Annotated in this window: 21 protein-coding genes; 9 read left to right on the top strand and 12 right to left on the bottom strand. The window is 53.7% G+C overall.

Features of this window, described 5'->3' with window-relative positions; all coding sequences use genetic code 11:
- Positions 1–140 precede the first annotated feature (140 nt).
- A complete protein-coding gene (locus AC0QHF_RS27595) occupies positions 141–896 on the top strand; it encodes a choice-of-anchor W domain-containing protein (RefSeq protein ID WP_324707493.1) in 756 nt (251 codons plus the stop codon).
- 157 nt (positions 897–1,053) lie between these two features.
- Positions 1,054–2,208 carry an AI-2E family transporter gene (locus AC0QHF_RS27590; RefSeq protein ID WP_324707492.1) on the top strand — a complete coding sequence of 385 codons (1,155 nt, stop codon included), beginning with the start codon at positions 1,054–1,056 and terminating at the stop codon, positions 2,206–2,208.
- A gap of 106 nt (positions 2,209–2,314) precedes the next feature.
- Here AC0QHF_RS27590 and AC0QHF_RS27585 read toward each other — a convergent pair whose 3' ends face one another.
- Complete coding sequence (locus tag AC0QHF_RS27585) at positions 2,315–2,449, bottom strand: hypothetical protein (RefSeq protein WP_324707491.1); 135 nt, start codon at positions 2,447–2,449, stop codon at positions 2,315–2,317.
- A 39-nt stretch (positions 2,450–2,488) separates the two neighbouring features.
- Between AC0QHF_RS27585 and AC0QHF_RS27580 the strand changes: the two genes are divergently transcribed.
- On the top strand, positions 2,489–3,448 hold the full coding sequence (locus tag AC0QHF_RS27580; protein WP_324707490.1) for a calcium-binding protein: 960 nt from the start codon (positions 2,489–2,491) through the stop codon (positions 3,446–3,448).
- A 298-nt stretch (positions 3,449–3,746) separates the two neighbouring features.
- On the opposite strand, the gene AC0QHF_RS27575 is transcribed toward AC0QHF_RS27580, so the two are convergent.
- The 8 genes from AC0QHF_RS27575 to AC0QHF_RS27540 all read right to left on the bottom strand — a co-directional run bounded on the left by AC0QHF_RS27575 (position 3,747) and on the right by AC0QHF_RS27540 (position 11,168).
- On the bottom strand, positions 3,747–5,261 hold the full coding sequence (locus tag AC0QHF_RS27575) for an EcsC family protein (protein WP_324707489.1): 1,515 nt from the start codon (positions 5,259–5,261) through the stop codon (positions 3,747–3,749).
- 38 nt (positions 5,262–5,299) lie between these two features.
- Entirely contained in the window at positions 5,300–6,304 is a 1,005-nt protein-coding gene (locus AC0QHF_RS27570; protein ID WP_324707488.1) for a hypothetical protein, read from the bottom strand.
- A gap of 8 nt (positions 6,305–6,312) precedes the next feature.
- A complete protein-coding gene (locus AC0QHF_RS27565) occupies positions 6,313–7,485 on the bottom strand; it encodes a hypothetical protein (RefSeq protein ID WP_324707487.1) in 1,173 nt (390 codons plus the stop codon).
- Between the two features lie 262 nt (positions 7,486–7,747).
- A complete protein-coding gene (locus tag AC0QHF_RS27560; RefSeq protein WP_324707486.1) occupies positions 7,748–8,674 on the bottom strand; it encodes a hypothetical protein in 927 nt (308 codons plus the stop codon).
- Between the two features lie 97 nt (positions 8,675–8,771).
- Positions 8,772–9,362 (bottom strand): CPBP family intramembrane glutamic endopeptidase, encoded by a 591-nt coding sequence (locus AC0QHF_RS27555; RefSeq protein WP_324707485.1) that lies wholly within the window; start codon positions 9,360–9,362, stop codon positions 8,772–8,774.
- Positions 9,363–9,477: 115 nt separating this feature from the next.
- A complete protein-coding gene (locus AC0QHF_RS27550) occupies positions 9,478–10,533 on the bottom strand; it encodes a DUF3326 domain-containing protein (protein ID WP_324707484.1) in 1,056 nt (351 codons plus the stop codon).
- Positions 10,530–10,727: a hypothetical protein gene (locus AC0QHF_RS27545; RefSeq protein WP_324707483.1), complete on the bottom strand. Its 198-nt coding sequence runs from the start codon at positions 10,725–10,727 to the stop codon at positions 10,530–10,532. The genes AC0QHF_RS27550 and AC0QHF_RS27545 overlap by 4 nt, the downstream gene beginning before the upstream one ends.
- A gap of 120 nt (positions 10,728–10,847) precedes the next feature.
- Positions 10,848–11,168 (bottom strand): 2Fe-2S iron-sulfur cluster-binding protein, encoded by a 321-nt coding sequence (locus AC0QHF_RS27540; protein ID WP_324707482.1) that lies wholly within the window; start codon positions 11,166–11,168, stop codon positions 10,848–10,850.
- A 439-nt stretch (positions 11,169–11,607) separates the two neighbouring features.
- On the opposite strand from AC0QHF_RS27540, the gene AC0QHF_RS27535 reads away from it, so the two are divergent.
- Entirely contained in the window at positions 11,608–13,566 is a 1,959-nt protein-coding gene (locus AC0QHF_RS27535; protein ID WP_324707481.1) for an ABC transporter ATP-binding protein/permease, read from the top strand.
- Positions 13,567–13,579: 13 nt separating this feature from the next.
- Here AC0QHF_RS27535 and AC0QHF_RS27530 read toward each other — a convergent pair whose 3' ends face one another.
- From AC0QHF_RS27530 to AC0QHF_RS27520, 3 genes are all read right to left on the bottom strand, one after another.
- Entirely contained in the window at positions 13,580–13,933 is a 354-nt protein-coding gene (locus AC0QHF_RS27530; protein WP_324707480.1) for a DUF6464 family protein, read from the bottom strand.
- Between the two features lie 106 nt (positions 13,934–14,039).
- Complete coding sequence (locus AC0QHF_RS27525) at positions 14,040–15,056, bottom strand: ABC transporter substrate-binding protein (RefSeq protein ID WP_324707479.1); 1,017 nt, start codon at positions 15,054–15,056, stop codon at positions 14,040–14,042.
- A 16-nt stretch (positions 15,057–15,072) separates the two neighbouring features.
- The gene (locus AC0QHF_RS27520) at positions 15,073–16,329 is read right to left on the bottom strand and encodes an FAD-dependent hydroxylase (RefSeq protein WP_324707478.1); all 1,257 of its coding nucleotides are present in this window, start codon (positions 16,327–16,329) and stop codon (positions 15,073–15,075) included.
- A gap of 181 nt (positions 16,330–16,510) precedes the next feature.
- On the opposite strand from AC0QHF_RS27520, the gene AC0QHF_RS27515 reads away from it, so the two are divergent.
- From AC0QHF_RS27515 to AC0QHF_RS27495, 5 genes are all read left to right on the top strand, one after another.
- Positions 16,511–16,681, top strand: coding sequence for a hypothetical protein (locus AC0QHF_RS27515; RefSeq protein WP_324707477.1), 171 nt, complete (start codon positions 16,511–16,513; stop codon positions 16,679–16,681).
- Between the two features lie 47 nt (positions 16,682–16,728).
- Entirely contained in the window at positions 16,729–16,905 is a 177-nt protein-coding gene (locus AC0QHF_RS27510) for a hypothetical protein (protein WP_324707476.1), read from the top strand.
- Positions 16,906–17,121: 216 nt separating this feature from the next.
- Positions 17,122–17,301: a hypothetical protein gene (locus AC0QHF_RS27505; protein ID WP_324707475.1), complete on the top strand. Its 180-nt coding sequence runs from the start codon at positions 17,122–17,124 to the stop codon at positions 17,299–17,301.
- 194 nt (positions 17,302–17,495) lie between these two features.
- On the top strand, positions 17,496–18,302 hold the full coding sequence (locus tag AC0QHF_RS27500; RefSeq protein ID WP_324707474.1) for a DUF928 domain-containing protein: 807 nt from the start codon (positions 17,496–17,498) through the stop codon (positions 18,300–18,302).
- Positions 18,303–18,902: 600 nt separating this feature from the next.
- A partial coding sequence (locus tag AC0QHF_RS27495) for a S8 family serine peptidase (protein ID WP_473113745.1) occupies positions 18,903–19,388 on the top strand: 486 nt, incomplete at its 3' end.

Below are 19,388 nucleotides of genomic sequence, written 5' to 3'. Positions count from 1 at the left end.
ATTTGTCGCACCTTACCATTTGTTATGGCGACCATATGGGTTCGATGTTTGAATGGAATTAAGAAACAAAATGAAGTCACAAAAAAGCGCTCGCGTGTTCCGGCTTTGGGCAGACCGAGCGACACCGAAAGGAGATTCCGATGCTCACTCACAAATCACTCTTCAGTCTTGCCGTGGCGACCCTAGCCGCGATCGCCGCTCCCCAAGCCGCCTCGGCCTTCACCCTCAGAGGTCACTTGACCTCGATGGATGGCACCTACGGCGCCGACTGGATGTACAACGACCTGTTTCCGGAGGGCAACTCCGCCCCCGATACCGCCTTCGTGGCGGAAAGTCGGTTCGGCGACCTGGGCGGCGCGGCTGAAAAAGAATTCAAGATTTTCGACCACAGCGGCGCGGGCCTGACCGGTCAAAATCAGACCAATTTCGCCTGGGAAAATGGGGCATCCTACAATTTTAAATTGGAGAATGACGGCGATAACTGGATCTACAGCCTATTCGACCTCGATAATAATCCGTTAACCTCCGTTTCCAACAGCTTTACCGCTCCGTTTTCCGATATTTTCATCCGCACCCGAGCCGATGTGGGGATGAGCATGGTGGTGGACAACCTGTTCCTGGACGGCGTGGCCGTGGGCGATCGCTCCGCCGTGGACAATCCCACCGACGGATGGGGCGCGGACTACCTGTGGATTGGCGATGTGACCGAACCCTTCACCCTCACGGGCCGCAGCACTATGAGTTGGGAAGGGGAACAAAACCGCCTCAAGTCAGCCCTGGCTTACCAAATTAAAGTGGTGAATTTGGAAACGCAACCCGTCCCCGAACCCACCCTGGCGATCGGTTTGGGGGTCGGCGCCCTGGCCATGACCCGCCTGCGCCGCCGCAACCGTTGAGCGGCGATCGCAAAAACTGGGCCGATCGGATGTGGGGGCGAGAAAGCGAATCGCCCCCACTGCTTTCAATCGAGATTCACCGGCGTGGGCAAAAATCAATCCAGCGTCAAAATTGATAGTAGACTAACAAATTAAAGGCGTTCATCGTAGCCATTCTATGAATCGTTCGGGTGAATCGACATCAAAAAACCGATGGGCTAGTTGGTGGGACGGCTTCAGCACCACCTCCAAAACACTTTTGATCGGCCTCGCCGCTCCCCTGTTGGTCTTGAATTTTTGGGCGTTCTCGACAATTTTCAGTTACTTTCGATCGCTCCTCGTCACCATTGTCATCGCGTCGCTGCTGGCATTTTTACTCAGCTACCCCGTCAATTGGCTGGAACGCCGGGGACTGCCGCGGGCGCCGGCCTCGATTTTGGTATTTTTGATCGCCGTCCTGGCCGTTCTCGTCCTCGGTGTCACCCTGTTGCCCCCCGTCATCGCCCAAGCCCAGCAATTGTTGGCCCGTTTGCCGGAATGGTTCGACTCGGGAAGACATCAACTACTGATCTTGGATGAACGCATCGAGGAGTGGGGTTGGCCGATCAGTTTTGACGGGGTTGCCACTCAAATTGGCGATCGCCTCAAAATGCAGTTGCAACTGATCGCGGGCAAGGTTTTAAATCTGACGTTGGGCGTCGCCGTCTTCACCGCCAGCACCCTGGTCGATATCTTATTGACGGTCATTTTAACGTTATATTTGATGCAGCACAGCCGGGAAGTTTGGGAAAGTTTGGTCAGTTGGCTTCCCACCCGCATTCAAACTCCGTTTTCCGCCACCCTGCGCCGCAGTTTCCAAAACTATTTTATCGGACAATTGATCGTCGCCACCTGCATGGCGGCTGCATTGATGTCGATTTTTGCGATCTTAAAAGTGCCCTTCGGTCTGTTATTCGGTTTCACCATCGGTTTGATGGCGTTGGTTCCCCTGGGGGGGACGGTGGGAATTATTTTGGTGACATTTTTGGTCGCTTTGCGGGATATCGGCATCGCCGTCCAGGTGATTTTGGCCTCCGTCGTCGTGCAGCAGATCATCGAAAACGGCCTCGCGCCGCGGGTGTTGGGAAGCGTGACGGGGTTGAATCCATTTTGGGTGCTGATCGCCCTGTTGGCGGGGGCGAGAGTGGGGGGACTGCTGGGAATTGTGGTGGCGGTGCCGACGGCGGTGGTGATTCGGGAGGCGATCGACGCGGTGCGTTCGGTCCGCCAAAAAGCGCAGATAACGCCGGAAGAAGGATCGGAAGAATCGCCACAATTGGCAACCCAGGATTAAATTGTCGGGGCGCAAGGCACGGCGCCCAAATTTGATATTAGTTTTTGAGGGTATCTTCGATCTGTTTTAACACCGCCTCTTCCTCCGGGGTGACGATGCCATCGAGTCAGGCGATTTTCTGGCATTGAGCCAAAAGGGCGATCGCGAAATCGCCGTCAATTTGGGCGAGGAGGGTTTCCAGGGGAGGGGGAGAATCGATGGTTTGGGCGATCGCCCCAATCATCGCAATCAGTAACCCCATTCAAAACCGCCGGTCAAGCGATCATTTGCCACATTCCTCATGTCATCTTCTCGTCATAATCGTCTTTTATTGTATCAATCAAGGCGCTACCAAACAGATTTGATAGCACTCAGATACGTTAAACCCGACTGTGAATTTTTAGAGAGGTATCGAATCGTGACACAAACTCTGACGACTAGAATCGGCCAAAGTCAGCAAACGTTTAGCGGGACGGTCACACGAGTTTTTGAAGATGGATTCATGCTCAATACAGGCGATCGCGTGTTGACGGTCGATTCTTGGGGTGTATTTGGTGACAATACCCGCCGAAATCTCTCCGTCGGTAACGAAATTAACGTTACGGGTGAATTTGAAGGTGGTGAATTTGATGCCGTCTCGATCGATGACTCTCCCATAGCTGTTCCGCTCCCTGAGCTCCCTGAACTCCCTGAACTCCCTGAGCTCCCTGAGCTCCCCCTCCCCGAATTGAGCCGTCAGGGAACTGCTGGTCGCGATCGCCTGACGGGGACGAACCGTGATGATGTTTTACGGGGACTCGATGGTAATGATGTCCTCATTGGTCGTGCAGGGAGTGATGACCTGTATGGCGATGCCGGTCGCGATCGGCTTGTTGGGAATACTGGCGACGACGATCTGTATGGTGGGGCAGGCAATGACCAATTGATTGGCGGTGCTGGCGACGACGATCTGTATGGTGGGGCAGGCAATGACCGATTGAATGGCGGTGCTGGCGACGATGACCTGATTGGGGGCAATGGGCGTGATGTTCTGATTGGTGGAGGCGGACGAGATACGTTTGTGTTGCAAATCAGAGGAAATGATGTGATTCGTGACTTCCGCGACGGGATTGACGAGTTGAGGCTCTCCGGTAGTTTGGAATTCAATGATTTGTCGATTAGCCAGCGCGGACAAAATACGTTAATCACGGCGAATGGCTCTCGCGTTGCTCTGTTACTGGGTGTTGATGCAGATGCTATTTCCTTCGCTGACTTTGATTAATAGATGATTTAGGTCAGACATTCAATCAGGCCTGCGAGTATCTATTTCATCTGTTTCCTGTCTTGTACTGATGGCGACACTATGACCGATCAAAGAGGGGCGAAAAATTTTTCGCCCTTACAGATGGATGTCAACAGACGAGAGAGGTCGAGGTAGATGCTTCTTCACCAGGGATGCGATCGCCATACTGACTCGATGATTCGCGATCGTCAGGAAGAAACGGAGAATGGGGGAACGGTTAAATAAAAGCTCTCTTCTTTGATGTCGAGCCTAGCACAACGAATTCCCCCATCTGGCATTAATTTTTCAGGATCTCTTCGATCTGTTTTAACACCGCCTCTTCCTCCGGGGTGACGATGCCATCGAGTGAGGCGATTTTCTGGCACTGGGCCAAAAGTGCGATCGCAAAATCGCCGTCAATTTGGGCGAGGAGGGTTTCCAGGGGAGGGGGAGAATCGATGGTTTGGGCGATCGCTTCCAGAGAGGCGGGACTCAGATTGGCGGCTTCCAATTCCGGTAAAATCGTTTCCCAGTCGCGATCGGGATTTCCCGCCAAAATCATATGAACCAAAATTTGATCCATAATCGATTCTTGATTGATGGCAGATTGAAGATACTCTCGACTTTCCTCGGCTGTAGATTCGAGGGTTTCTTGCGTCGTTTCAGAATTAATTTTTGATTCGTAAAATCGGCAAGAAGCGTGTCCCAAGGCATACAGAATCAATGCATTGGTACTCGCGCCGACAACGGCTCCAGCCAGAGGAATATTTCGTAAAAATTTTACTCCAATTTTAACCGCTTGTCCCCCACCAGTTGCCAATCCAAAAATTAGCAAAACTTCACTTTTTCTGGCGGGATCGTGTAGGTCAAAACCGTAGGCACAGGCGATTTGATAAACCATTTCTGCCTGCAATGCTGTCGTGGCTGCGATATCGACCGCGAACAATGCGGCCACCGCTCCCGGAACCAAACTGGTTGCCAGTCCCGAACCTCCGACATAAACCGCTTTTTGTAACATCAACCGATGGGCAATTTCTGCGGGTTTATCGTCCGGATATTGTTCTTTTAGGCGGTTCACTTCGGTTTCTGCTTTGACCAGATCAACCTGATCGACAATTTCAATAAGAAAGTTTTTAAATGTTTCCGTACCGAATTTGACACCTCCGACGATCGCGCCGCCGACACTCGCCACCGTATTTCCAATATTTTGACCGGTTTGATTTGCCAAACTTCCGACTATTTTTGTACCCGATTGGACACCCCCCGCGATCGCACTTCCAAAACCCGATGCCGTATTTCCAATATTTTGACTGGTTTGAGTTGCCAAACTTCCGACTGTATTGGTCGTGTTGGTGACACCGGATTTCACGGAATCACCCGCATTGGTAGCGATTTCAGCCACCGAATCGAACCAAGAATTAAACGAGAATCGCTTTTTATTCTGGGGTGCGATCGCCGAATTTTCTGAGGTATCCTCGTCGATCATATCGGCGGTCGGTTCTAAATCCTCCAAGTCAAACTTCTCTTGCCAAGCGGGGAAATCATCTCCGGTTTTTTTGCCATAAATTTTGACCGTCTCGATCGGGGTTTCCGGGAAAGTTGAGAAACCCCGTTTGAGCCATTCCACCAAAACGGCTTGGGGCGGAACTTTACTCGCCTCGAACATGATTTGCAGGCAACCCGCTTTAAAGGACGCTTTCGCGTTGACTCCTTTGGGATTCAGTTTGCGATTCAACACCGCCGCGATCGCCTTGGGATTGCCCTGTCGAACCAGTTCTTTGACGGTTGCCGATTTGGATTGAGTATTGACCATGAATAGACTCCTATTGATTGGGGTAGCAAAGTCAGTTTTTAGTCGCCCGTTTTTTTCGTCCAGCCTTTGAACATCGAATTGACGGTATTTGCCGTATTTCCGAGATGCTTTCCGGCTTCCGATGTCACATTTCCGCCCAATTTCCAGGTCGCACTCATCGCAGAATTGACCTGTTTTCCGACCGCTTGACCCGCATTGGTTCCGGCTTCGGCAATTCGATCGCACGCCTTTTTCACGGGTTCGGGAGTGGCGACATTGACGGCTTTGGCAAGTTTAGAAGTCCCCTCTCCCAGCCAGCCGGACGCCACATCAAACACCCCCGCGGCGGTTTCCATCGTCACTCCGTAGGCGACTTTCACTTGGTCGGGTGTGGAGTTATCGATCTTTTCAATAACGGCTTGACGCTGTTCTTCGCCGAGGTTTTCCCACACCTGTTTTCCGATAATTCCCACACCCGCGATCGCCACCACGGCCCCCCCGGTGGACACCGCAGAAACGATCGCCGCCCCCGCCGCCATTCCACCGCCGCCGGCAGCCAGAGATCCGCCCCCCAGCCAAGCCAAAGCCGCATTGGTCGCCGCCGCCCCACTCAGGGAACCGATCGCCGTCCCCGTCGAAGCTGCGGCCCCCAACGTGGATGCGATCGTCACCACCGTCCCGGCCGAAGCCCCCACCCCGATCATGGCGCCGCCGACGATGGTGGGAGTGGCAAATTTGACGGTCCCGGACTGGGTAGAATAGGCTTTTCCCGTCACCATCAATGTCGCCCAATGTTCGCAGTTGAATTCCGTGGCGTGATAGGGGCGGATATCTCCATTTTCCAGAGACATTTTGAAGGATTTGATATTTTTTTTGATGGTTTCAATATCGAAGACTTCGCCCCGAATGTTGACGACACTCCAGCCTTCCCCCTCGATGGGTTTCACTTCCAATTTGGACGTATTCACCCAGCCGACCGTGCGATTTTCTGCAATGACGACGGCATAATGTGCGATCGCGCCCCGATTTTGTTTGACGATTTGTCCGAGTTCAAATTTTTTCATGGTCTTTTTTAATCCAAAAGTAAATCCAGTTCATCCTGCAAACCCTGCATTTCCTCGGCCGATGCCGCCGAAGATGCCGCCGAACTTCCCAACAGATCCCAGGGGTTGCGGCCGATGTGTTTTGCCCCCGCTTCCACGCCCTTTTGAGAGGCTTTGACGGTGGTTTTGGCCGTGGTGACGACGAATTTTTTCCACTTCGGATCGATTTCCTGCCAAATTGCTTGTAAAACCGATACCCCCAACAGTGCGGCTCCGACGGGGGGAAACAGCAGCACGGCGGTCGTAATCACGCCGGATGTGAAGGCACGGGGTCCCACTTCGGCGATCGCGCGATCGAGGGTTATTTCATCCTGCAAAACCTGAATAACCACGGGAAAAACTTCGACCCCGACGGTAAATCCGAGGGCTGCGACGGCGTTTCCCCCCATCAACTTTTGTAGCACTTTGATGGCGACACCGCGAATGAAGCCACTTTTCAAACCTGCGATGGTGACGGATAAAATTTTATCCAATTCTTCCCGGGCGAGTTCCTGTTCTCCCCGGCAATACGCCCCCAATACTTTGATCGATTGCAGTAAAATATTGATGCTGGCGTTGACAGCCGCACCTTCCACCCCCGCGCCACCAATTTCTCCGACGGTGGCGGCGGCATTCATGATTTCTGCGGCGAGATTGGGGTTTTCGGCGACCCAAACGGCGACATCTTGGGAGACGGGGATACTTTTAATCCCATCGACATCGATAACAACGACGGTTCCGGCGATGCCTTGATTTTCGACATTGGTGAGAATGTCGCCCCGGTAGTGGCCGGAGTTCGCCTGTTTTTCGACGTATTTGGCGGAACCCGCTTTGGCTTGAATTTCGGCGATGACTTCTCCGACTTTATCGACGTAGATATCGGGGCTGTATTTTGTGGTTCCGTCGGCGGGGATTTGATAGGCGCGAGAGTCGGAATTGTGGAGGGCGGCGTTAATGTTAAAACCGATCGCCTGCAAGTGCTCGAAGGCGAACCCGAACGCCTGGGGATTTTGGCTGATATTCCCGTCGCCTTTGTTGATCAAACCGGCTCCGGGTGTTATCATGGTTTTGGTTCCGTCCCGCACCGTTTGGGCGGCGGTGGAAACGTTTTGGGTGATGCTGGGGATCAATCCATTTAGAATGGCGTCGATTTTGTCTTTCATGGCCGGAATTGCAATGTTAATTCCAGCATATAATTTAACTCTCTCCCCGCCATCCGTGGATTTACGGAATTTTCAGGTTTTGGGATGTATCGATATTATCCGAAGTCTCTGAAAAATTTGAACCGCAGAGGCACGGAGGACACGGAGGGGGAATTCTATAGCAGTTGTCTATCTGCTGCGATACGGTCAGATCCCCCTAAATCCCCCTTGACAAGGGGGACTTTGAGTCAACCGGCGTATTGAAAATTGCCGTAGTATTGAATTACATCATACCGGATTCCTGGAGGGCTCGATTGAGAGGGTCGGAAACGTTGAGATATTCTGACCATTGCCAAAGGTAGTCCAGGTCGAGGCGTTCCCGTTGTATTTTGATTACACCCAATATATCTCGCCATTGTTTCTGGGATTCATTTTGGGCAATTTTCATCCATGCCAGCTTTTGTAAAATGGTATCTTCTGGAGTGCAAAGGTAAAAGGCTTTGTCCGGATTGTCTTCGGGGACGTACAATTGACGGCGGCTCATTTTTGATGTGGAAAAATCGTCGGTTCTGGAGATGAAAATATCGGCTTTTTCGAGGGAGTTTAAATCAATCAGGTTAAATGAACCGATTCGACCGGATATCGCATCTCTTACGGCTACATCACTGACATAAAAATCCGCTCCGAATGTTTGGATGAAGATTTCGACCTGAGAGGATTCGAGGTAGATGACCAAATCAATATCTTCGGTGAATCTGGCTTCTCCTTGCAGCGAACTGGCGACGGAACCGCCGATATAGTAGGGGATATTTAAGAGATCGAGTTTGTCGATGATTTTATAGGCGATCGCGATCGGATCTTCTATCATCAATTGCCCCCTTTCACCCAACAAGTTATTGTTGGCGTAAGTTTGAAACAGTTCTCCCCAACGTTTGCGGACGTACAATTGTTTGAAGGTTAAATTGTCGCAATTCGGGCATTGTTGCTGAATTCCCCAGCAGACTAATTTTATACCCCGTCGGATGATGCGTTGGAGAAAGGCAAGTTTTTGACCAGCGGTGAATTGGCGCGATCGCGAAAATTGCATCAATTCGGCATCGATGCTGGTGTCTTCCGATTGGGTTTTGTAATGGGTTAAATTGACGGGCGATCGCATCTTTTTCGGAAGTTTTTTGGGTGGAGATTTGAACCACAGAGACACAGAGGACACAGAGAGATTGAATGCTGAGTTGATCTCTAACAAGGAGAGGGATTGATGAAACTGATTGTTCTCAAAAATTTTGGGGGTTTGGGGGCGAGACTTTTGATTATTCCATCCCGCCGATATATTTCAACTTCCAAAGACAGCCGGAAATTAAGTTGGTGAAGATGTGGGCGACGATCGGAACCAAAAGGTTTCCCGTCACCAGGGCGCTGTACCCGAGCAGGGCGCCCACCACCGTCGCCCAGACGATGTAGGGCCACTGTTGGGAGCCGCTGAAGTGGAGCAAACCGAAGCAGATGCTCGACACGATTATCCCCACGGGATTGAGGCCGATCGCGGCAAAAATTGCCCCCCGAAATAACAGTTCTTCGCTCAAGCCGGGGAGAAGTCCCAACCAAATTAAATCCACCCACAATAGCGGCGTGAGTACCAATTTTAAATAAATGTCGGCGCTGCGACTGTAAGCCGGCCAAAGGCGGTACAGGATCGCGCTGGCTCCTGTGATGCCCAATCCGATCGCCAACCCCTGCAACAGCCCGAGTCCCGTCAATTTGACGGGGAGGATGGCAATATCACCGACAAATAATATCAGTTTGGCAACGATCAGCAACAGGAGAGCCGTTCCCCCCATCGCGACCAAAACCTGAGTGCGGGTGAAGGGTTCCAATTCCGGATTGTTGGGACTTTTTTCCACGATATTCGCCGTTTGAATGTGCAGTGCCGTGTCGCTTTAGCCAGTTCAGTTAAAATCTACAACTCCTAACTATCTTAACCCCCGACCCGCTTAATTCCTATCCCAAAGAGATGATTTAGGGAGTGTAGAGTCGGTTCAGGGAATGGATCTGGGGGCGCAGGTTGTCGGGGTCGATCCCCTGCCGCAGGGCTGCCAAAATGCCGATCGCCTCCAGATACGATCGCGCCGAGATCGCCTTGATGCCGATGGCGTCCGGTGGCGTTTCCATGCGGGTTCCGTTCTCCGCCACGGTGATAATTTTCGTGGCAGTCCCGGCAAAACTGAGAATCGCAGAACCCCCGCAGGCGGTTTCTGGAACCACCACCGCATCCACCGCATCCCCCCAAATGGCATCCGCCCCCGGTTTGTCCGCATATCGGGGGGCGCGGCTCAACCCCGCCAGGACGCAGGGGAGAAAGGTGTGGCCGATCTCCTCCGCCGCCGATCGCGGGGACAGATCCGGGTCGAGGGGGAGGGGCGAGAGGGCCGGGGCGTGGGCGCAGGGAATTTTGAACGTGCGGACAATTAAATGGCTGATGATGGCTTCCGCCCCCGCCAGGGGATCGACCCCCTGTCCGTGGCGGTACTGGGTGAGGGCGTCGCTGCCCTCGTCGTCGGGGAACCGGGCCACCACCGCGATCGCTTCGGCCCCGGCTTTGTCGATCAATTGTTGCGCCCCCCGCAGCAGGCTGTCTGGGTTGCCGATGGTGCCCCAGGATGCCCCGGACGGGGCGGTTCTCAGTTCCACGTTCAGGGGGGCGTCGGTGAGGGCGTAATCCGTCATGGCGATGCCCAAAGTGGCCCGGGCGGCGTCGGCGGCTTGCAGATGCCGCAGTCGCAGTTCCGGTTCGATCGCGCGATCGAGCAGCAACCCCACCCGGTTGCCGTGGACGGGTTGTAGGCCCCAATTTCCCGCCGCAAAGCGATCGAGAGCGTAACCCTCGACGTAGAGGGCGTTGGGTAGGGGCCAGTACAACCCGGCGCCGTTGAGGACGTTGGGATGGGTGATTAAGGTATCGCAGACCCCGGAAAGGGCGCGGGCGACGGGCAGGGCGTCCCCCGCGTAGCCCCCGATATCGGCCCCGACTCCGGTGGGGACGATCAGGACGGCGGTGTAGGGTCGGGCGGTCATTTTTGCACGGGGCGATCGCTTTCGCCGGTGGTGACGACCGCTTCGACGTGGGCGGTGTTTTTGTCGGGATCGACCCGGGTAACGGCCCAGCGCAGGGGTTCGCCCCGGGTTTCCAATTCCTCGGCGATCGCCTGATTTAATGCTTTCGGCGATTCTTGCAGGTCGATTTCGGCGGTGATAAAGTGGTGTGTCATCGGATTTCGTCTATTTCTCTGGCGTTTCTCAGGTCAAAGTCCCCCTTGTTAAGGGGGATTTAGGGGGATCGTTCGGATCTCATCCGCTCGAAAACCGCTATATATCGATATTCGTCAATTTTAGGCGGTTTGTCCGAATTGGCGATCGTAAACTTCGTTCTCTTTTTCAGTTTCGACGACGATATCGGAAAGGGGGCGGGCCACGCACAGCAGGACATATCCTTCCGCCTGCAATTCGGGACTCACGCCCATTCCTTCGCTCTGATCGACTTCCCCCGAAATCAGTTTACCCGCGCAGGTGGTGCAGACTCCGGCGTTGCAGGAATTGGGGAGGTCGAGTCCGGCTTCCTCCGCCACTTCCAGGATGAAGCGATCGGCGGGGACTTCGAGCTGGTGGGTTTGGCCTTGGTGGTGGATCTCCACCTTGTAGGTGTTGGACATGGTATTGTTCGCGAGCGTTCGATAATTTCGATTCGATAACTTTATAGTTTACCGGAGAGGCGGGCCGGATTTTTGCGATCGCCTCCGAATCAAATGGCAAACCCGTCCCGATTTTCCGAGCTACACTGGTGAAAAGTTTGTCAGGGTGGCTGTTCTCGAATTTCTGGGCCGTCGCGTCCCAGGGGTTTTCTGATGGACGGAGATCTCAGCTATACTGACAAGACGGCCGAAGTGCTTCGGGACGTTGCCCGCCAGCGGATTCCCGCAGGCGGTTCGTCGGCAACTTGCCGATCGCTTCCGATACCCCGAAGCAAAGCGATCGGCCCGGCAGATTTGACCCTCGATCCCCTCGATTGCGCCACCATTCTCACGCTCACCCGGGCATTTTCGCCCCATTTTTTCGCTGTCAAGCTACGGAAATTAGGTCCGAACCGAACACATGAATCGATTTGATAGTCAACTTTGGAGACGATTTCTCGCGATCGCCCAACCGTTTTTTTATCCCCTTGTCCCCAACGGTGGTAAAACCTTTTTATTGCTAATGCTACTGTTGCTGATTTTCTTATTTGCGGTAGCCTTCGTATTGGTGGCGGCTGTCACATTAGGAAGTCAGTTATTATTTCCCGAATTTTTTAACGGTATCGCGCCCGGTTTGTTGGGAGCTGTGCAGGCAGTGATTAACTCCCCCTATATGATCGTCGTGATTCTGATGCTCATCATCCCAATTCTGGGATTTTACGCCTGTCGCAATCAACTCTCAGACCGATGGAAACCGTGGGTGTTTTTGAGCGTCCTCCTGTTTATTTCAATTTCGGTCAGCGGATTGAATGTGATTATCAGCTATGTCGGCAACTTTTTCACGACGGCTTTGGCGGAGAGAAATGAAGATCAATTTTGGCGATTTCTCTATGTTTATGCCGGGGTGTTTGTCGTGGGAACGCCCATTGTCGTTCTGTACGGTTATACCCGCGATCGCATGGGTAACTTTTGGCGAAAGTGGCTGACGGGTCGCTTTTTAGATGACTATTTTAGCGATCGCTCTTACTATCAAATCGACGCCGAAAAGTCCGTCGATAACCCCGACCAGCGAATTTCTGAAGATATTAAAGCCTTCACCATTACGAGTCTGCGGTTTTTGCTGATCCTGTTGGGGGCAGTGATTGATGTTATTTCATTTACCGGGATTCTGTGGTCAATCTCCAAACAACTATCGGTTTTTCTCCTCGTTTACGCCGTTTTCGGAACGGCCATAACGGTCGTATTGGGACGGAGACTGATCCCCCTGAATTTCAACCAACTGAGAAAGGAAGCGGATTTTCGTTACGGTTTGGTTCACGTTCGAGACAATGCCGAATCCATCGCCTTTTACCAGGGAGAGGAACGCGAGAATCGACAAATTGGACAGCGATTTCTGGCGGCATTTAACAACTTTAACTTGCTGATCGGCTGGCAACGAAATGTGGATTTTTTCACCACAGGCTATCGCTACCTCGTGATTATTTTGCCATCGCTGATCATGGCTCCGATTTATTTCGCCGGAGAGATCCAATATGGGGATATTACCCAAGCCAATTTTGCCTTCGGTCAAGTTTTGGGGGCGTTTTCAGTCGTCGTCAGTCAAATTGAGCCCCTGAGTGCATTTGCAGCGGGAATCAACCGTCTGTCCGGGTTCTCGGAAGTGTTGGAGAAGGGCGATCGCGACAAGTCGGGCGATCGCATCGACATGAAGATTGATTCCCCCCTCGCCCTCCAACATCTCACCCTGGAAACCCCCAATTATCAAAAGACATTGGTTCGGGATTTATCCCTGCAATTGAAACCGAGTCGGGGGCTATTGATCGTCGGACAAAGTGGCGTCGGCAAAAGTTCGTTATTGCGGGCGATCGCCGGATTGTGGCGGTCGGGAACCGGGGTTTTGGTGCGCCCCGAACTGAGCGAAATGCTGTTCCTCCCCCAGCGTCCCTACATGATTTTGGGAACGTTGCGAGAACAGTTATTATACCCCCACGCCAACCGTCAGGTCGATGAAAAAGAATTGCGGGAGGTGCTAAAATTGGTGAATCTCACCGACCTCCCCGATCGCGTCGGCGGCTTCGATATCGAACGAGATTGGGCGAATATTTTGTCCCTCGGCGAACAGCAGCGCCTCGCCTTCGGGCGTCTGTTGATTGCCCGACCCCGCTACGCCATCCTCGACGAGGCGACGAGCGCCCTCGACATCAAAAATGAGGAATTGCTCTATCGGAAGCTCAACGAGATGGAAACCACCTACGTCAGCGTCGGACACCGCATGAGTTTGTTGCGATACCACCACCAAGTTTTGGAGTTGATGGGAGCCGAAAAGTGGCGCCTGCTTGCCGCGGAAGAATACGAAGCCGACGTCAGCTCATTTGCATAGCGCCAAACTCCGGCTATTCCGACTCGTAAAAGCGACAGTTCTCGCACGGACCGGCCGGATTGACGGCGCAGCGGACGAGTTCCGATCGCGCGTTGAAGCGACAACTGGCGTCGCCGATCACCCAATGTCCGTTGACGAGGCTTTTCTCGTCGGGCCGCTCTGCGGACTTGACGTAGAGAGAAATTTTCGACAGGCGATAACGGCCGGATTTTAAGTGGTAGCGGTGACGCCGCTCCAAAACGGTGTAAGTTTGACCCTTTAGATCCAAATAATGGCCGGGTTGGGGCATCCAATCAAACGACACATTTCCGAGGGACTTGCGCGGGTGGGTCACGATCACTTCGGTGGGCAACGAATCTGGCTCCATTAATCTTCCCCAAGATGAAACACCAATCAAATTTTATCCCATTTAATCGCCCCCATCCAAATTCGGACAAGTCACGGAACGATCGCCCGTCCGGGTGGTGCGATCGCTATAAAAAGCTACGATTCAATGATTTCGAGAGCGCCGGTATTCGGTCAATGATATGATAGGCGGCTAATTGATCGGCCACACTTTGCCAGCGATCGCCGTCGATTTCTCCCAAATCATCGGGGTTCAAGTCGCCCAAAACATAGGGTTCAACTCGTTCTAAAGACCGAATTTGGTAGTCCAAATTGTGATATTTTCCGCCCGGTTCTGCATAATAATCGACGATAATTTTCGCCGCTTCTATCCGGTCTTGAAACGCCATTTTCCACCCCGAAAATGTAGCCTGCAAAAATCGTCGCACGGTTTCCGGTTCCGTTTCCAGCAGTTTTTCGTGGGCAAAAATCACCTGGACATAGGTATCGTAGCCGTAATCGCCGAATTTCAAAACGTCGGGCGCGATGCCCGTTCGCGCGGCAAATCCGATGGGTTCGTCCACCGCATAACATTGCACGGCATCCAAATCCCCACTCCGGAGGCGATCGTATTTTTCATCCTCAGAAACCGGGACAATTTCGATCTGCCCGGGTTCGATGTGGCTGCAGTCCATCGCCCATTTCATCACCTCGGCCGTTGCCCCGTGCATCCCCACCCGCCCGCCGATCAAATCCCGCAGGCGGCGGATGTGGCGGTCCGGCATCGACATCAACCCCAGCGGCGAGTTCTGAAACATCGCAGCGATCGCCACAATCGGCTTTCCCGAAGCCTGGGCCTTCAAAATAACATCCTGTTCCGCACAGGCGATCGTCCGCGGGTCTGCCACCACGCGATCGGTCGCGGAAACCCCCGGTTTCCCAGGGCGAATTTCCACCGCCAACCCCTGTTTTTGGTACAGATCGTAATAGTCCGCCAACAACACTCCCGCAAATTGGACGTTATATTTCCAGTCCAACTGCATGACAATCTTTTCGGGGTTGAAAGGAGACTCGATGCCGGCAAAAGCGGGCTGAATTCTCCGACTCTCCGCCAATCCGGAGAGTCCCAAACAACCGGCAATGTAAAGAAAATGGCGACGTTTCATCAGTCAAAATTTTAACTTATTGAGAACGGGCAATTTTTGGCGGGCGCCCCATCAACCCCGTCATCAGTCGCAATGCCAGATGGCGGAACGATCGCACCTTTCGCAATCCCCACAACCCCCAGCGGCGGACGACGACTTTCGGCAACCAACTCCCGGAAAACGTCCGATCCAGAAAATCCGTCAAACCGAGAACCACCAGATTTTCCCGCTGTCGCCAGCGTTCGTATCGCTTCAGAACCCGGAGGTCGCCGATGTCTTCCCCCGCTTGGAAAGCCGTCTGCAGGATTTCGGCGATCGCCCCGGCGTCCCGGATTCCCATGTTCAAACCCTGGCCCCCGACGGGGTGGCAGCAGTGGGCCGCGTCACCCACCAACGCTAACCGGGGATTAACGTAGCGATCGCTCTGCATCAACTGTACCGGAAAAACGGCGCGATCGCCGAGCAGTTGCAACCGCCCCAACAGCCCCCCGGTGCGATATTCGAGCAATTTCAAAAATTCCGCCTCGTCCATCGCCTGCAACTCCCGGGCCTGGGCGTGGGGCGCCGTGAGCACCACCTGGCAGCGATTTCCCGGCAGCGGCAGCACCCCCATCGGTCCGGTGGGCCAAAATCGCTCGAAGGCAACGTTGTCGTGGTGCTTTTCGGTTTGGATGGTAAACGCGACGCAGGACTGCCAGTATTTCCAGCCGTGGGTGCCGATGCCGGCGGCTTGGCGAAGTTGGGATTTCGACCCGTCGGCGGCGACCACCACCCGGGTGCGGAGCGTCCGAATTTCCCCGTCCATTTCGATCTCGAGTTCGGCGCAATTGTCGCGATAACGGGCTTCGAGCATTTTTCCCGGACACAGCCAGCGGACGTTGTCGCACCCGTCGAGAAACTCGTGCATCGCCGTCAGGATGACCGAATGTTCCCCGACGTAGCCCAACGCCTCGGTGCCCAAATCCTGCGGGCGGAACTCCACCACGCCGGGATGGTCGCCGTCGCTGAGGCTGATCTGGTAAAAGGTCGTAATTTTGGGTACGATGCCGCCCCAAACCCCGATTCCGTCCAGGATGCGCCCCGTCTGCAACGTCAGGGCGTAGGCCTGCCGTCGGTTCGCCGCCATCGCTTTCGGTTGCGGTTCGACGAGGGCGACCCGCAGCCCTGAATCTTTCAAACCGCAGGCGAGAGTTGCCCCCACGATGCCGCCGCCGACGATCGCCACGTCGCAATCGAATTGGCGATCGGGCCGGACTCCGATTGAAGATGTTGCTTGTAATTGCCGCTCTGACATGGATGGATAGAAAGGATAATAAATCCGTTTTCAGAAATTCGATCGATCATAATTGTGACACCGAAGCCGAAAATTCGCAGGGCCTCTCGCTGCATAACTCCACCCCGGGCCTCCTAATTGCCAAATGAGGGGTCAAACCCCCCGCACACTCACCGCTATCTACACCCGAAGGAGAAACCCGATGACATCCAAAAGCGATCGTAACTTCAAAGGATTCGGACAACCCCCCAAGGCCCGCCCGGATCTGACCGGACGGGGCCGCCCCGGCCAACAAACCGACACCAGCAGCTATTTGTGGTCAAATCCCGGCGATCGCCGGGATGACCGACAATTTCCCCACCGGCGACATTAAAACCCGCCGCACCTCTGACCCCCATCTGCATCTGAAGGAGAAACCCAATGGAATCTAACACCGATCGCAACCATAATCCCAAAGGTATCGAACCGTCCGCCAAGGCTCGTCCCGACCTGACCGGACAGGGCCGCCCCGGCCAACAAACCGACACCAGCAGCTATTTGTGGTCAAATCCCGGCGATCGCCGGAATGACCGACAATTTCCCCACCGGCGGCATTAGAACCCGCCGAACCTCCCATCTATGCAGCCGCGGCCTGACTTAAATTGTCGCCGGGGCAGGTGTCGGGTCGAAAGCGACACTTTTCAATCAAACATTTGGTGATATTTCCGGGGGCGCGATCGCGCCCCCGCTTTCAATTTCGCCCCCCTACATAATCCCCGGCTGCCTTTCCTATAACAACAGTGGAACGACGTCGGCAACCCCGGCCGTGCAGAGATGAAAAAGTCAATCCTCAAAAAAATCCTGGAAGTGACCGTCTGGATTGCAGCCGAAATTCTCCTCAATTTGTTGGGACTCGACGATCTGGCCGATTATGGAGAGTATTTATTTTCACCCCAGGTTTTCGTCATCTCAAATCCGGTCATTTTTATCAGTTATGACCCCTGCGATCGGTGATCGTCGCGATCGCCCCATTTCCGTGAGAATGGGTCGATGTCCGCTGTCCCGAATGTCGGTCGGGCATTCAAAAGCGTGGTAGCTTAACAAGAGTGTGAAACTGCCCGCGACAGCGCACCGATCGCGAGTCCGAAACTCCGGACGGGAAACCATCAATTTTGTAGAGGTTGACACGAAGAAAGGGGGAAATCATAATGAAGCGTTTTGGATTGACTATTTTTCTGATGGCGGGCTTTGTGCTCGGCACCGTCGGCAACCCCATCGTCGCCCAGGACACGCGGTTCACTTCCACCCCGAACGCCGATTCCCGGCTCGACCCCATCCGTTTTAATGCCCCGGATCTGACGGGGGAGGGGCGCCCGACCGAAGGACACACGGATACCGCCACCCGGGGAAGCTGCAAGATTTCAGCCAAAGAAGTTTCGCCTCTGATGCCGCCCTCCCATCTCGGATTGACCGACGCGGGACGCCCGACGTTTTGGTTCTCGATTCCTTACGGCGAGGAAGAATTCGATACGTTGAATTTTACGTTGATGGAGATTCACGAACAGGGTTCGGTGGCGATCGTCTACGAAAAAATGATCGAAGCCCCGACTACTTTGCCGGGGGTGATCGGCATTTCTCTGCCTGTGGATGTCCCGGAATTGGAAGTGGGAAAAACTTACGATTGGTCTTTGGATCTCTATTGTATCGATCCGATGGCGACGGATCTCGGCGGCCAGCCCAATGCGACGATCGCGGGCGGTATTATCCGCCGAGAGGTTCCATCCGACCTGAAACGGGCTCTCGAAGCGGCGACGACTGCCAGGGAACGGGCGATCGCCTATGCCGAGCACGGTTTCTGGTACGATACCCTCACCATCCTCGCCGATCTCAACCGCAGCAATCCCGGCGATACTACCCTCGTCGCCGATTGGAACAGTTTGCTCTCGGATGTGGAACTCGCCGACATCGCCGCCGAACCGATCGTCGAGTGTTGTTTTGTGGAAGAAGACGACTGATACCGTGCGGGTTTGTTGAAATTGTCACGTCAAAATAACAAATCGATAGCAGCAGGGGGCGATCGCATCCATCAATGGGCCGACGCTCTTTTTTTATGGCTCCCTAAATCTGGGTTCCGGCATTTCTTTGTATGGCGGTCAGTTCGCGTCACGTTCGCACCCGTCATGGGTTTGGGAATTCAGTCCGCTCCTGACCGACTCTCGTCGTGCCGTGGCGACCCGCTATCGGGGATGGCGGTTGCAATATCGGCGATCGCCACAATCCCCCCGCTGTAGCACGTTTATGCTACTGCAAAACTGTGACTGTGCAATCCACTGATTTGGGATTATTCTGGTGATATTAGAACTCTGCATCTACCGGCAATAAGTCGTTTCCAGAAATTCCAACTGAACGATTTTATGCCGCCACTTGTACGAAACAAACGGACAATTTTGGGGAGATTTAAACAGTCAATACTTCCCGAATAGTCAATTAATGGAAAGATATTTTTCTCCCGATCGCCCACAAATAATTCACACAAATTTCCAGAAAATTATGGGCGGAAATGGGCGAAAAAAATGGCTGCAAAATCTGGAGTTACAGAGACAAAGGAGAATGGTATGGATTCTTTAGACAAGGATATTTTGGAAACATCCGAATTTGAAACACTTCGCACCGCATCAGATTCCGACACCACCGAGCGCCACCGCGACCATCCCGGCGATGGGATAGCCGAAAGCGAAACCCCCCCGGAGGTCGCCGAATATGCCCGGAATCAAGTGATCGTCAAATTCAAGTCCGATGCCGATTCCGGCGATCGCAACGACATTCTCAACGATCTGGGTGGAGAAGTGGTCGAAACCACCCAAAATTTGGGCATTCAACTGTGGCAAATTGAGGGCGGTGTCGAAAGTGCCATCGCCGCCTACGAAAACCACCCGGCGATCGAATATATCGAACCCAACTACATCGTCAACATCAATTCCACCATCCCCAACGACCCGGAATTTTCCCAACTGTGGGGACTGCACAACACCGGACAGACCGGGGGCACCCCCGACGCGGACATCGACGCCCCCGAAGCCTGGGACGTGCAAACCGGCAAT

The sequence above is a fragment of the Lyngbya sp. CCY1209 genome, assembly GCF_055795065.1.
The sequence above is the reverse complement of the archived record's forward strand: the minus strand, read 5'-3'. Positions and strand labels throughout refer to the sequence as shown.

What these genes read in the sequence shown, in the direction of transcription:
- AC0QHF_RS27585 (WP_324707491.1), bottom strand. Translation starts at nt 2,449, where the DNA reads ATGGGGTTACTGATTGCGATGATTGGGGCGATCGCCCAAACCATCGAT.
- AC0QHF_RS27545 (WP_324707483.1), bottom strand. Translation starts at nt 10,727, where the DNA reads ATGACACACCACTTTATCACCGCCGAAATCGACCTGCAAGAATCGCCG.
- AC0QHF_RS27580 (WP_324707490.1), top strand. Translation starts at nt 2,489, where the DNA reads ATGTCATCTTCTCGTCATAATCGTCTTTTATTGTATCAATCAAGGCGC.
- AC0QHF_RS27595 (WP_324707493.1), top strand. Translation starts at nt 141, where the DNA reads ATGCTCACTCACAAATCACTCTTCAGTCTTGCCGTGGCGACCCTAGCC.
- AC0QHF_RS27590 (WP_324707492.1), top strand. Translation starts at nt 1,054, where the DNA reads ATGAATCGTTCGGGTGAATCGACATCAAAAAACCGATGGGCTAGTTGG.
- AC0QHF_RS27570 (WP_324707488.1), bottom strand. Translation starts at nt 6,304, where the DNA reads ATGAAAAAATTTGAACTCGGACAAATCGTCAAACAAAATCGGGGCGCG.
- AC0QHF_RS27505 (WP_324707475.1), top strand. Translation starts at nt 17,122, where the DNA reads ATGAAAAAGTCAATCCTCAAAAAAATCCTGGAAGTGACCGTCTGGATT.
- AC0QHF_RS27575 (WP_324707489.1), bottom strand. Translation starts at nt 5,261, where the DNA reads ATGGTCAATACTCAATCCAAATCGGCAACCGTCAAAGAACTGGTTCGA.
- AC0QHF_RS27565 (WP_324707487.1), bottom strand. Translation starts at nt 7,485, where the DNA reads ATGAAAGACAAAATCGACGCCATTCTAAATGGATTGATCCCCAGCATC.
- AC0QHF_RS27515 (WP_324707477.1), top strand. Translation starts at nt 16,511, where the DNA reads ATGACATCCAAAAGCGATCGTAACTTCAAAGGATTCGGACAACCCCCC.
- AC0QHF_RS27510 (WP_324707476.1), top strand. Translation starts at nt 16,729, where the DNA reads ATGGAATCTAACACCGATCGCAACCATAATCCCAAAGGTATCGAACCG.
- AC0QHF_RS27520 (WP_324707478.1), bottom strand. Translation starts at nt 16,329, where the DNA reads ATGTCAGAGCGGCAATTACAAGCAACATCTTCAATCGGAGTCCGGCCC.
- AC0QHF_RS27530 (WP_324707480.1), bottom strand. Translation starts at nt 13,933, where the DNA reads ATGGAGCCAGATTCGTTGCCCACCGAAGTGATCGTGACCCACCCGCGC.
- AC0QHF_RS27540 (WP_324707482.1), bottom strand. Translation starts at nt 11,168, where the DNA reads ATGTCCAACACCTACAAGGTGGAGATCCACCACCAAGGCCAAACCCAC.
- AC0QHF_RS27550 (WP_324707484.1), bottom strand. Translation starts at nt 10,533, where the DNA reads ATGACCGCCCGACCCTACACCGCCGTCCTGATCGTCCCCACCGGAGTC.
- AC0QHF_RS27525 (WP_324707479.1), bottom strand. Translation starts at nt 15,056, where the DNA reads ATGAAACGTCGCCATTTTCTTTACATTGCCGGTTGTTTGGGACTCTCC.
- AC0QHF_RS27535 (WP_324707481.1), top strand. Translation starts at nt 11,608, where the DNA reads ATGAATCGATTTGATAGTCAACTTTGGAGACGATTTCTCGCGATCGCC.
- AC0QHF_RS27500 (WP_324707474.1), top strand. Translation starts at nt 17,496, where the DNA reads ATGAAGCGTTTTGGATTGACTATTTTTCTGATGGCGGGCTTTGTGCTC.